The sequence below is a fragment of the Steroidobacter flavus genome (assembly GCF_042651805.1).
Taxonomy (GTDB): domain Bacteria; phylum Pseudomonadota; class Gammaproteobacteria; order Steroidobacterales; family Steroidobacteraceae; genus Steroidobacter; species Steroidobacter flavus.
Genome location: NZ_JBHSDU010000014.1, coordinates 214,769 through 227,571, shown reverse-complemented (window position 1 = coordinate 227,571; position 12,803 = coordinate 214,769). Strand labels below are relative to the sequence as shown.

The following is a 12,803-nucleotide window of genomic DNA, read 5'->3' as shown; positions in this document are numbered from 1 at the left end:
CTTCGCATGCGGCACAAGCAGCTGGGTATGTCCCTGATCGAGCTGATGATCGTGGTGGCGATCGTCGGCATCCTCGCGGCGATCGCGTATCCGAGTTACCGCCAGTACGTCGTCAGAGGCAATCGCACGGAGGCGAAGACGGCGATCATGCAGGCGTCGCAGGCGATGGAGAAATGTTTCACGCGCTTCGGCGTCTACAACAGCGCCCAGTGCGCGACGTACAACAACCTCCGTGCCGCGGCCGGCGTGGTCACGGAAGGTGGTAGATATCGGCTGACGTTCGCGCAGATCAACGATGTGCAATTTACTATCCAGGCGGCTCCTTTGGGGGCGCAGGCCACCGACGATAGAGCCTGCGGCACGTTGACGCTCGATCAAACCAACCAGCGTGCGGCATCGGCAACGACCGATACCAAGAAGTGCTGGTAGCGGCCGCATACGACTGACATTCAAGGCTGAAAGCGACCTCCTTCATGGAGGTCGCTTGCTTTCATGCGTAAGCACCTGTATATAGGCACAGTCGTTGGATGCATATACAACCGCTATGTCCGAACTGACGCCCCGGCAACGTGAGATCGTCAAGCTGATTCAGGAGTCCCTGCGCGATAACGGCATGCCGCCCACGCGCGCCGAGATCGCGACCGCGATGGGCTTCAAATCGGCCAATGCCGCCGAGGAGCACCTGCGTGCGCTCCAGAAAAAAGGGGTGCTCGACATCATTCCCGGCGCTTCGCGCGGCATCCAGTTAAAAGATTCTCTTCGTGAGCAAATGGGTCTGCCGCTGATTGGTCGAGTTGCAGCCGGCAGGCCCATGCTCGCGGAGGAGCACATCGAGGGCCGGTATCAGATCGATCCGAAAATCTTTCAGCCCCGCGCGCATTACCTGCTCAAGGTGCGCGGCATGAGTATGAAAGACATCGGCATCATGGATGGCGACCTGGTCGCCGTGCATCGCACGCCGGAAGTGCGCAATCGCCAGGTCGTGGTCGCGCGTCTGGACAACGAAGTGACGGTGAAGCGTTACAAGCAGGACGGCAAGATCGTCTGGCTGTTGCCCGAGAACGAAGAGTTCGAGCCCATCCGGGTCGACTTGAAAGAACAGTCGCTGATCATCGAAGGCATCGTGGTCGGTGTGCTGCGCCAGGGCGGCAAGTCCAAAGGGCTGTTCCAGTAGCCCTCATTTCGCCAGCCCGGCGATCAACGATTTGATTTCCGGCAGGCACGAGCCGCAGTTCGTGCCTGCTTTCAACCTCCGACCCACCTCCTGCGGCGTCTTCAATCCATCCTGGGCGATGGCCTTGCACAGCGTGTTGCGGCCCACGCCAAAACACGAGCACACCAACGGACCGGGATCTTCCGCGGCCGAGGTCGGCCCGCCGTTGAGCAGCGACGCTCGATCCGCGTTGCCGATCCGTTTCTTCGCGAACAGATTGGACAGCCAGGTTCGCGAGGGCAGGTCGGTGCGAGGAGAAATGAACACGCAGCCTTCGAGTCGCTCCTCCACCAGCAGCGCGCCCCGAAATATCCCGCACGCCGGATCGGAGAATTCCACCCAGTCCGCGTCGGGATGATTCGCTTGGAAAGCCTCACGCGCCCAGGCCGACCCGGGTGAGCGGCCGCGTCCGGCAATCTCATATCGCATGAACTGCGCGCCGCGGATGGCTGTCCACCAGGTGGCATCCAGCTTTTCGATGGGCGTGCGTGTGAGCACGAACCCGTGCCAATTGACAGGGAAGGGCGTGACGCGCGCCGGCGTATGTTTGAACTCCGGCTCACCCGACACCGGATCGACGACTGGATTGACCAACGCCCCCACGCGCGCATCCGATGCAACAGCGCTATTCCAATGGATGGGCACGAAGATCGTGCCTCTCGGCATTTCACCGCTGGTCTTCACGCGTGCGACCAGTGCACCCCACTGAGTTTCAACGCGTGCGAGCTGACCATCGCTCACCGCCGATAACAAGGCGTCCTGCGCATGCATGTCGATGTATGGCTCGGGCAGATGCGCGCCCAGTTGAGGAGCGCGTCCGGTGCGGGTCATCGTGTGCCATTGATCGCGGATACGGCCGGTGTTCAACACCCACGGAAATTCCGAATCGACCTTGTGAGCGGGCGCGCGGGTTGCGGTCGGCACGAAGCGGGCGCGACGGTTGTTTCGATAGAAGCGCCCGGACTCGAGCAGGCGCGGCGTTCCGGGATGATTGCGCTCAGGCACCGGCCATTGGATCGGCGCGAGGTCGTCGTATTCGGTCGAGCTGATTTTCGCCAGGCCGCCGATGTCGAAGGCGCGCTCACCGTCGTTATTCCATGCCGACAGCGCGGCGTGCTCGACGAAAATCTCGTGCGCGTTGTCGTAGTTGAAGCTGCGATCGAAGCCCATGCGTCGTGCGACTTCGCAGATCAACCACCAGTCGGGTCGCGCGTCGCCGCTCAACTGTTGGAATGCTCGCTGACGTGAGATCCGTCGTTCCGAGTTGGTGACAGTGCCGTCTTTCTCGCCCCAGCCCGCGGCTGGTAGCAATACATGCGCGAGCGCGTTGGTGTCGGTGCCGGCAAAACAATCGGACACCACGACCAGCTCGCACCGTCGCAACGCTTCCTTGACCTTGTCGGCGTCGGGCAGGCTGACCACTGGATTCGTCGCCATGATCCAGACGGCTTTGACTTTGCCGTCGTGAATGGCATCGAACAGCTCGACCGCTTTGAGTCCGCCGCGCTCGGCCATGCGCGGGCTGCGCCAGAAGTCCTGAACGAGATCGCGATGGCTCGTATTTTCCAGGTCCATGTGAGCAGCGAGCATGTTCGCAAGGCCGCCCACTTCGCGACCGCCCATCGCATTCGGTTGGCCGGTGATAGAAAAGGGCCCGGCACCCTGCTGACCGATGCGACCGGTGAGCAAGTGACAGTTGATGATGCTGTTGACCTTGTCCGTGCCGGCCGACGACTGATTCACGCCCATCGAGAACGCGGTGATGACGCGCTCGTGATCGGCAAACATGCGATAGAACTCGAGCAGTCGCTCGGTCTCGAGGCCGCAGGCGGCGGCAACTTGTTTCATGTCGCCGGCGGATTCACGGGCAACGCGCAATGCTTCGTCGACGCCTTCGGTGTGGTTGGCAATGAAGTCGTTGGCAACGTGGCCGTGCTCGTGCAGATACGCGAGCAGTCCGTTGAACAGCCACACATCGCTACCGCTGAGCACCGGCACATGCAAGTCGGCGATGTCGCAGGTCATCGTTCGCCGCGGGTCGACGACCACGATTTTCATTTCCGGCCGCTGCTGTTTCGCTTGAGCGATGCGTTGGAACAGCACGGGATGACACCACGCGGTGTTCGAGCCGACCAGCACGATCAGATCCGCCAGCTCCAGATCTTCGTAACACGCCGGCACGATGTCCTCGCCGAAGGCGCGTTTGTGACCGGCGACCGCCGATGACATGCACAGTCGGGAGTTGGTGTCGATGTTCGCGGTGCCGACGAATCCTTTCATCAGCTTGTTCGCGACGTAGTAGTCCTCGGTCAATAACTGACCCGAGACATACAGCGCGACCGAATCAGGCCCGTGCTCGGCAATGATGCGATTGAAGCCGGCGGCGACGTGAGTCAGTGCCGCGTCCATGCTGACGCGCTGGCCGTTGATCTCGGGATAGAGCAGCCGACCGTCCGAGCCCAGCGTTTGGCCCAGCGCCGAGCCTTTGGAGCACAGGCTGCCGAAATTGGACGGATGAGTTGTATCGCCGCTGATATTGACCGTGCCGCGCGCAGCGTCGGGTTGCGCGATGACTCCACACCCGACGCCGCAATACGGACACGTCGTCTTGATGCTCACTGTCGCCGGGCCACCGCTTCGCCAAATATCAGTTTGTCGCGCAACGGACCGACGTCGCGGCCTTCGCTCATCAGCTCGCAGTACCACGCGCCGTCGCGAGTGTCGCCGTACAACACGGCGCCGCGCACTTTGTTGTCCTCGATGACGATGCGTTTATAAATGCCGCGCTTGGCATCGCGTAGAACCAACGCTTCGCTGGCCGGACCGCCCATGAAGTCGCCGGCGGAGAACAGGTCGATGCCGGTCACCTTGAGGTGGGTGGACAGCATCGAACCGCGATAGCGACCGACGCCATGCTCGGAAAGATGTGTCGCGCAGACGCTGGCCTGTTCGTAGAGCGGGGCGACCAGGCCATACGTGTTGTTGCGATGCTGGACACATTCGCCGACCGCGTACACGCAGGGATCGAACGTTTGCATCGTGTCGTTGACCAGCACGCCACGGTCGCATCGCAGGCCGGCCGCGCGAGCCAGGTCGGTGTTCGGACGAATGCCGGCGGCCATGACAACCAGGTCCGCCTCGATGATAGTTTCATCCGCGAACTGCACGCCTCGGACTCGATCGGTGCCCAGAATCGCCGTGGTCTTGGCCGGCATGTGGAATTGCAGTCCTCGTTTCTCGAGCGACTGCTTCAACAGCTGCGCGGCGACCGGGTCGAGCTGCCGCTCCATCAATGTTTCCAGCAAGTGCACGACAGTGACTTGCATGCCTTGCTTCAGCAGCGCGTTGGCAGCCTCCAGGCCCAACAATCCGCCACCGATGACGACGGCCTTCTTGTGCGTGCGAGCGGCCTCGAGCATCGTGTTGACGTCCTGCAGATCGCGGAACGTCACGACGCCTGCCAGGTCCTTGCCCGGGACAGGCAGCACGATGGGATTGGAACCTGTCGCCAACAGCAGCCGATCGTAATCAGCTTCGATACCGTTCTGCGAGCGCACGCGACGACGGATACGATCGATGGCGACCGCCGGATCGCCGAGATGCAACGTCACGCCATTGTCCCGATACCACTCAATGGGATTCAGCACGATATCGTCGAACCGTTTCTCGCCGGCGAGCATGGGCGACAACAGAATGCGGTTGTAGTTGGGCACAGGCTCGGCGCCGAACACGGTGATGTCGTACGGCTGACCGGCGATGCCGAGCAGTTCCTCGACCACCTTCATGCCCGCCATGCCGTTGCCGACGACGACCAGCTTGCGACGCGAGGTCTTGCGCAGCGGCTGAGTCTTGATCCAGATCTTGCCGTCGCTCACCCGCGTCGGCCAGGCGCGCACCGAATAGTCCGCATCTTCGACGCAGCGTCCGGTCGCAAGATTGAAGTGATGTTTGTAAACGGGGGAGGCGACGACCGGCTCACCGTTCAAATCGCCGACCAGACCGCGGGAAAGCACGTTGGCTTCGCTGTGCGGGTCGTAGTTGTCGAGTGCGTAGATCGCGTCGCCGACGCGGAAGATGGCAATCTGCCGCCCATCGATCAACGCTGCGACACCGCTCTCCGGCAGCAAGTCATCGAACGAGCAGGCGCTGCTCCAGGCGTGCGTGTGCTTCATACGGCCTCCCGCTGGCGCTGCGCGCGTTCTTCGTTGGTCGCAGGGCGGATCTGTCCGCGCTCCTGCACGAACACGACGTTGTCGTCGGTGCGATCGCTGTTCACAAAGTGGCGGAAGCGTTTCAGCGTCTGCGGATCTTCCACAGCCTTCTTCCACTCGCACTCGTAAGTGTTGACGATGCGCGCCATGTCCGCTTCGAGCTCCGCTCCGATGCCGAGCTTGTCTTCGATAACGACCTGCTTGAGGTAATCGAGGCCGCCTTCCAGATTGTCGAGCCACACCGACGTGCGCTGCAGGCGGTCGGCGGTGCGGATGTAGAACATCAGGAAGCGATCGATGTATCGGACCAATGTTTCGCGATCCAGATCGCCGGCCAGCAGATCGGCATGACGAGGCTTCATGCCGCCGTTGCCACACACATACAGATTCCAGCCTTTCTCGGTGGCGATGATGCCGACATCCTTGCTTTGCGCTTCGGCGCATTCACGAGTGCAGCCTGACACCGCGAACTTGAGCTTGTGCGGGGAGCGCAGACCTTTGTAGCGGTTCTCGATGTCGATGGCGAAACCGACGCTGTCCTGGACGCCGTAACGACACCACGTCGAGCCGACGCACGACTTCACGGTGCGCACGGACTTGCCGTAAGCGTGGCCGGATTCGAAACCCGCATCGATCAGCTCGCGCCAGATCAGCGGCAGCTCGTGAACCTGTGCACCGAACAGATCGATACGCTGACCGCCAGTGATCTTCGTGTACAAGCCGTACTTCTTCGCCACCTCGCCGATGACGATCAGCTTCTCCGGCGTGATCTCGCCGCCCGCGATGCGCGGGACGACGGAGTAGGTGCCGTCCTTCTGCATGTTCGCGAGGTAATAGTCGTTCGTGTCCTGAAGCGTGGCTTTGTCGCGCTTCAGCACGAACTCGTTCCAGCACGACGCGAGGATGGATGCGACGGTGGGTTTGCAAATGTCGCAGCCCAGGCCGCGGCCGTGCTTCTTCAGCACTTCGTCGAAGCTCTTCAGCTGGCCGACGCGCACGAGGTGAAACAATTGCTGGCGCGAGAAGCGGAAGTGCTCGCAAAGATTGTTGTTGACCGCGACGCCTCGGCTCGCCAGTTCTGCCTTCAGAATCTGAGTGACCAGCGCCGTGCAGCCACCGCAGGAGGTTGCTGCCTTGGTCGAGCTCTTCAGGGAACCGATGGTCGTGCAGCCGGCATCGATGGCCGAACAGATCATGCCTTTGTTGACGTTGTTACAAGAGCAAATCTGAGCGGTCGCGGGCAATCCCGCGACACCCGATTTCTTCGGTTGCTCGGCGCCGCCGAAGTTCGGGACGATCAACTCTTCCGGATTCGACGGCAACGCGGTGCCATCGAGCATCATGTTCAACAGCACGCCGTAGTCTTCGGCATCGCCGATCAGAATGCCGCCGAGCAGTCTCGTCCCGTCGTCGTTCACGACCAGCTTCTTATAGACCTGCTTGCGCTCGTCGACGAAGGCATAGGCACGTGAGCCCGGGCTCGAGCAGTGCGGGTCGCCGATCGAGGCGACGTCGACACCCATGAGCTTGAGTTTCGTGCTCATGTCCGCGCCGGTGAAGATCGGGTCGGCAGTCTCCTGCAAGCGCGCGGCGCAGACGTTGGCCATTTGGTAGCCGGGCGCGACCAGGCCATACAACTTGCCATTCCACAGCGCGCACTCTCCGATAGCGAAGATGTCTGGATCGGAGGTGCGACAGTCGCTGTCGATGACGATGCCGCCGCGCTCGGCGACGTTCAGTCCGCAGGCGCGGGCCAGCTCGTCGCGGGGGCGAATGCCCGCAGAGAAGACCACGATGTCCGCCTCGAGCGAGCTGCCGTCGGCGAAGTTCAAGCGATGCCGGCACTGCTCGCCGTCGATGATGCCTGTCGTGCTCTTGCCCGTGTGAATGCCGACATCCATCTCGGCGATCTTCTGTCGCAACACGCGACCGCCGACATCGTCGATCTGAACGGCCATCAAGCGCGGCGCAAACTCAACGACGTGCGTCTTCAAGCCGAGATCGCGCAGCGCCTTGGCCGCTTCGAGGCCGAGCAGGCCGCCGCCGATGACTACGCCGACCTTACTTTGCGCGGCGGCTGAACGAATCGCTTCCAGATCTTCGATGGTGCGATAGACGAAGCAGCCCGCGCGCTCCCGTCCGGGGATGGGAGGCACGAAAGGATAGGAGCCGGTGGCGAGCACCAGCTGATCGTAGGGCAGGGTTCGACCTTCCGCCGTGCGCACACAGCGCGCGTCGCGATCGATCCCGACGGCCTTATCATTCAAATGGAGCGCGATGTCGTTGCGCTCGAAGAAGTCTTCGCTGACCAGCGACAGCTCGGCGGCACTCTTACCGCTGAAGAAACTCGTGAGTTGCACACGATCGTAGGCCGCGCGCGGCTCTTCGCAGAGCACGCTGATTTCATACGACGAGCTCGCGTCCACGAGCCGCTCGAGGAGGCGTTGCCCGACCATGCCATTGCCGATGACGACCAACTTTTTCACAGACATCTTGCACCCATGACTTCAGGGCCCCGAGAGCGGGCATCCAGATCGTTTGCTGAGGGTGGTTGGGACAGCGAGCTGCGACAGGCCGCGCGTGGCGGAGATGAGTACCGGCAGTCACTGGTGCTGCGCCCGTCATTGGAGCAGCCAAGATGCTTCCAATGTTGCAAGCGCTATGCCACGACCCGCCGGGCGATTTGCCCGCTATTTGGCGCCTTTGCGGGGCCTGAGTGCGCGGATGTGGTGCGTGCGTCCCCCATGGCGCGCTTAAAGTGGTGCGGTTCGGGCCGCGCCTCCTGATAGTGCAAGGGCCCGGGCCATGGCACAGGCATTGCAACCCCCACTGATCGATGCCCGATGCCAGGCCAAAAACTGAAGCCTCCTTGCGCGTGCTGATCGTCGATCAGAACGTCATGCGAGCCAGCATTCTCGAAGAGGGACTGCGGGAGGCCGGCTATCACAACGTGACGGTGCTGCGTGAGATGCACAACCTCATGCGACGTATCGTCGACATCGATCCTGAGGTCATCGTCATCGACCTGGAGAATCCCAATCGCGACGTGCTGGAGCAGATGTTCCAGGTGTCGCGCGTGGTGCGCAGGCCCATCGCCATGTTCGTCGACCGCTCCGACACCGACATGATCGAAGCGGCGGTGGATGCGGGTGTCGGCTCTTACGTCGTCGACGGTCTGAAGAAGGAGCGGGTGAAAGCCGTGCTCGACATGGCGATCAGTCGCTTCCACGCCTTCAACAAGCTGCGTGAAGAGCTCGACAGTGCCCGTCAGGCGCTGGACGAGCGCAAGATCGTGGAACGGGCCAAAGGCATCCTGATGAAGCAGCGGGGCATGAGCGAGGAGGCGGCCTATGCGCTGCTGCGTAAAGCCGCGATGAACGAGAATCGCCGGATCAGTGAGGTGGCGCAAAGCGTCGTGACTGCGTCGAGTTTGCTGAAATGAATGAAGTGACCACCGTCGTCGGATTCATTCCGTTGATGGACTGCGCGCCGCTGGCGGTCGCGGTCGAGAAAGGGTTTGCCGCCGAGGAAGGGCTCGACCTGCGTCTGGTGCGCGAAACTTCGTGGGCGAACATCCGTGATCGGGTTGTGGTCGGTCATTTCGATGCCGCTCACATGCTCGGTCCCATGGCCATTGCATCGACGCTGGGCATTGGTCATCTCAAGGTTCCGATGGCCGCTCCCTTGTCGTTGGGCTTGGGCGGTAACGCCATCACTGTTTCTTTGCGAGTGTGGGACTTGATGCTGGCGGAAGGCGCTGTCTTGTCTGCCGGGCCGCGTGCGCTTGGTGAGGCGCTTCGTAATGTCGTGCGTGCGCGTGAGCGGGCGAACAAGCAGCCGTTCACGTTCGCCATGGTCTATCCATTCTCCGCGCATAACTATGAGCTTCGGTATTGGCTGGCGGCGTCGGGCATCGATCCGGATCGGGATGTGCGGCTCGTCGTGATTCCGCCGCCCTTGCTTGTCGATGCCATGCGTGAAGGGCAGATCGACGGTTTCTGTGTTGGCGAGCCTTGGAGCAGTGTCGCGGTGTCGGCCGGCGTCGGCTGCATTGCATTGCCGACCACTGCGATCTGGAAACTGAGCCCGGAGAAAGTGCTCGGCTGCCGTCTCGAGTGGACGCAGCGACATCCGGATCGTCTGCAGGCGCTGGTGCGCTCCTTATATAGGGCAGCGGTGTGGTGTGAGCAACCGGAGAATCACTCGGAACTGGCACGCTTGCTGGCCGAACCGCGCTTCGTCGGTGCACCGGCGGAAATTCTTCTGCGCGGCTTGTCGAACCGACTGTATTTGCAGCGGGGCGGAGAGCCCGAGCACTTGCCTGGGTTTTACTTGCCCGCGTCGCAGGCGGCGACGTTCCCTTGGGTGAGTCATGCGCTGTGGTTCTATTCGCAGATGGTGCGCTGGGGTCAGGTCGCTTTCGATCCCGAGCACGTTGCACAGGTGCGGGCGACGTATCGGCCCGATCTGTATCGTCTCGCGCTGGACAAAACAACAAACGTTCCTTCCGCGGATACCAAGCTCGATGAGCTCTTCGACGGTGTCAGCTTCGATTCGGACGATCTTCCTGCCTATCTCGCTGCGCTACTGTCGTGCAGCTGAAATAAACATCTGCTCCGTTGCGGCTCAAAGACGCGGCGCATCTGTTTGCTCCAAATATGCAAGTCCTTGTCTTCTCGGGAACAGAATGACGTTAGTCATGCTGGCACGGTCGTTGCAACTCTGAGCGCAACGGGGCGATTCGTCGCTCCCACCAACGGGCTGGCCCAATAGCGGGCTGGCCGGGCAACGCCGCCGACTCCACTGCATGCCATGCGCGTGCAATGAAGTCGGCGGCGTTTTTTTTTTCGCCTGGAGATGCCATGCTGAAGAAAACGTTTCGGGCTTGTTGGCTGATTGCCGCCGCATTCAGCGCCACTCATGCGGCCGCAGCGGAGCTCGAGCTGGAGAAGGAACAACTCAAGCTCGGCTTCATCAAGCTCACCGACATGGCGCCGCTCGCCATCGCTTACGAGAAAGGCTTCTTCGAGGACGAAGGGCTGTATGTAACGCTGGAGCCGCAGGCGAACTGGAAAGTCATCCTCGATCGCGTCATTACAGGCGAGTTGGATGGCGCACATATGCTCGCAGGACAGCCGCTCGGCGCAGCGGTGGGCTTCGGCACCAAGGCCGACATCGTCACCTCGTTCAGCATGGATCTGAATGGCAACGCCACCACCGTCTCGAACGAAGTCTGGAATTTGATGAAGACGAAGTTGCCGGCGGATGCGCAGGGCAAGCCGATTCATCCGATCAAAGCGGACGCGCTCAAGCCGGCGGTCGACGCGTTCAAAGCGGCGGGCAAGCCATTCAAGATGGCGATGGTGTTCCCGGTATCCACGCACAACTATGAGCTGCGGTATTGGCTGGCGGCGGGCGGGCTGCACCCGGGTTTCTATTCGCCCACTGATGTGTCCGGCCAGATCAAGGCTGATGTGTTCCTTTCCGTGACACCGCCGCCGCAGATGCCGGCGGCGTTAGAAGCGGGCACTGTCAATGGCTACTGCGTCGGCGAGCCGTGGAATCAGCAAGCCATCTTCAAAGGTGTCGGCGTTCCCATCGTCACCGATGCGGAAATCTGGAAGAACAATCCGGAGAAGGTGTTTGGCGTCACGCGAGCGTGGGCGGAGAAACATCCGAATACTTATCTCGCGCTGCTCAAGGCGCTGATCCGTGCCGGCAAGTGGCTCGATGAAAACAATGGCGCGAATCGCAAGGAGGCGGCGCAGATTCTGTCGCGGCCCGAGTATGTCGGCGCTGACTACCGTGTGATCGCCAACAGCATGACAGGCACGTTCGAGTTTGGCCGCGGCGACAAGCGAAGCGTGCCGGACTTCAATGTGTTCTTCCGCTACTACGCAACATATCCATACTACAGCGATGCGGTGTGGTTCCTCACGCAGATGCGGCGTTGGGGTCAGATTCCCCAGACCCAGACGGATCAGTGGTATCACGACACCGCGAAGAAGGTTTATCTCACCGAGCCTTATCTGCGCGCGGCGAAGCTGCTGATCGAAGAGAAGAAGGCCAAGCAGGAGGACTTCCCTTGGAACAGCGACGGCTACCGCCCGGCGACCAAGGAATTCATCGACGGCGTCGAGTACGACGGCCGCAAGCCCAATGACTATTTGCAGAAGCTCACGATTGGCCTGAAACAAGGCCAGATCGTCGAGAGCGGCAATGTCGTGACCAAGCAGGGAGCCACCTGATGCCTACATCAAGTTTGGCTATCGCGCGAGAGCAAGCCCCATCGAGTGCAATGGAGGCAGCGTCGCCGCCGCCTCCCGAAAAAGCGAAGGCTAAAGAGTCGCCACTGTGGCTCGAGCGTCTGTTGCGCTTGTTCGCGACCATCGGGCTTGGCTTTATCAACCCCATCGTTCGCTTGTGTCGCGGCGAGAACCCACAGCTGCAGCTGCGTGAGCTATGGCGACAACTCGGCGTGCCGCTGCTTGCCATCGCGATCTTTCTCTTTGCCTGGAGTCAGGCGTCCAGCCGCATTCAAACCAGTCTCGGTCAGATCCCGGGCCCGATTGCCGTTGCGGCGCAGGCGCAGAGCTTGTGGGCGGATCACAAGGCGGAGCGCGCCAAGGCGGCGGCGTTCTATGAGCGCCAGGAGAAGCGCAACGCCGCCAAGTTGGCGAAGGATCCGAACGCCGAGATCAAGTTCGTGAAGTACACGGGCAAGCCGACGTACATCGATCAGATCCTCACCAGCTTGAAGACCGTGTTTACCGGCTTCCTGCTGGCGACGCTGGTCGCGGTGCCGCTCGGCATCTTGTGCGGGCTCAGCACGACCATCAACTCGTCTCTGAACCTGCTGATCCAGATCTTCAAGCCGGTGTCGCCACTCGCGTGGCTGCCACTCGTAACCATCATCGTTAGCGCGGTTTACGTGACGGCGGATCCGATGTTCGAGAAGTCGTTCCTGATCTCGTCGATCACGGTCACGCTGTGCTCGCTGTGGCCGACGCTGATCAATACCGGCGTCGGCGTGAACTCCATCGACCGCGATCTGCTCAACGTTTCGCGAGTGTTGCAACTGAAGTGGACCACCAAGCTGTTCAAGCTGGTGTTGCCGTCGTCGCTGCCGCTGATCTTCACCGGCATGCGACTGTCATTGGGCGTGGGCTGGATGGTGCTGATCGCGGCCGAAATGCTCGCGCAGAATCCAGGCCTCGGCAAATTCGTGTGGGACGAGTTTCAGAACGGCAGCTCCGATTCGCTGGCGCGGCTGATGGTGGCGGTATTGACCATCGGCATCATCGGCTTCCTGCTCGATCGGGTCATGCACACGGTGCAGAGCCTGCTCGACTTCGGCGTGCGTCGCTAAAGGAGGTCGC

Annotated in this window: 9 protein-coding genes; 6 read left to right on the top strand and 3 right to left on the bottom strand. The window is 61.4% G+C overall.

The genetic code is table 11. The features are described from left to right. The first annotated feature begins 6 nt into the window (after positions 1–6). Complete coding sequence (locus tag ACFPN2_RS23710) at positions 7–429, top strand: type IV pilin protein (protein ID WP_380601210.1); 423 nt, start codon at positions 7–9, stop codon at positions 427–429. A 115-nt stretch (positions 430–544) separates the two neighbouring features. Then, positions 545–1,174 carry a transcriptional repressor LexA gene (lexA, locus tag ACFPN2_RS23705; RefSeq protein ID WP_129778834.1) on the top strand — a complete coding sequence of 210 codons (630 nt, stop codon included), beginning with the start codon at positions 545–547 and terminating at the stop codon, positions 1,172–1,174. Between the two features lie 3 nt (positions 1,175–1,177). Here lexA and ACFPN2_RS23700 read toward each other — a convergent pair whose 3' ends face one another. The 3 genes from ACFPN2_RS23700 to nirB are packed head-to-tail and all read right to left on the bottom strand — an operon-like array spanning position 1,178 to position 7,916. Further along, positions 1,178–3,832, bottom strand: coding sequence for a molybdopterin-dependent oxidoreductase (locus ACFPN2_RS23700; RefSeq protein WP_380601208.1), 2,655 nt, complete (start codon positions 3,830–3,832; stop codon positions 1,178–1,180). After that, on the bottom strand, positions 3,829–5,385 hold the full coding sequence (gene nirD, locus ACFPN2_RS23695; protein WP_380601206.1) for a nitrite reductase small subunit NirD: 1,557 nt from the start codon (positions 5,383–5,385) through the stop codon (positions 3,829–3,831). The genes ACFPN2_RS23700 and nirD overlap by 4 nt, the downstream gene beginning before the upstream one ends. Beyond that, entirely contained in the window at positions 5,382–7,916 is a 2,535-nt protein-coding gene (gene nirB, locus ACFPN2_RS23690) for a nitrite reductase large subunit NirB (protein WP_380601204.1), read from the bottom strand. Before nirB ends, nirD begins: the two co-directional genes overlap by 4 nt. Before the next feature lie 344 nt (positions 7,917–8,260). Between nirB and ACFPN2_RS23685 the strand changes: the two genes are divergently transcribed. The 4 genes from ACFPN2_RS23685 to ACFPN2_RS23670 all read left to right on the top strand — a co-directional run bounded on the left by ACFPN2_RS23685 (position 8,261) and on the right by ACFPN2_RS23670 (position 12,793). After that, the gene (locus ACFPN2_RS23685; protein WP_380601202.1) at positions 8,261–8,866 is read left to right on the top strand and encodes an ANTAR domain-containing response regulator; all 606 of its coding nucleotides are present in this window, start codon (positions 8,261–8,263) and stop codon (positions 8,864–8,866) included. Continuing rightward, complete coding sequence (locus ACFPN2_RS23680) at positions 8,863–10,026, top strand: CmpA/NrtA family ABC transporter substrate-binding protein (RefSeq protein ID WP_380601200.1); 1,164 nt, start codon at positions 8,863–8,865, stop codon at positions 10,024–10,026. Before ACFPN2_RS23685 ends, ACFPN2_RS23680 begins: the two co-directional genes overlap by 4 nt. 260 nt (positions 10,027–10,286) lie before the next feature. Further along, entirely contained in the window at positions 10,287–11,672 is a 1,386-nt protein-coding gene (locus ACFPN2_RS23675) for a CmpA/NrtA family ABC transporter substrate-binding protein (RefSeq protein WP_380601198.1), read from the top strand. Between the two features lie 50 nt (positions 11,673–11,722). Continuing rightward, on the top strand, positions 11,723–12,793 hold the full coding sequence (locus ACFPN2_RS23670) for an ABC transporter permease (protein WP_380601196.1): 1,071 nt from the start codon (positions 11,723–11,725) through the stop codon (positions 12,791–12,793). The last annotated feature ends 10 nt before the right edge of the window (positions 12,794–12,803 follow it).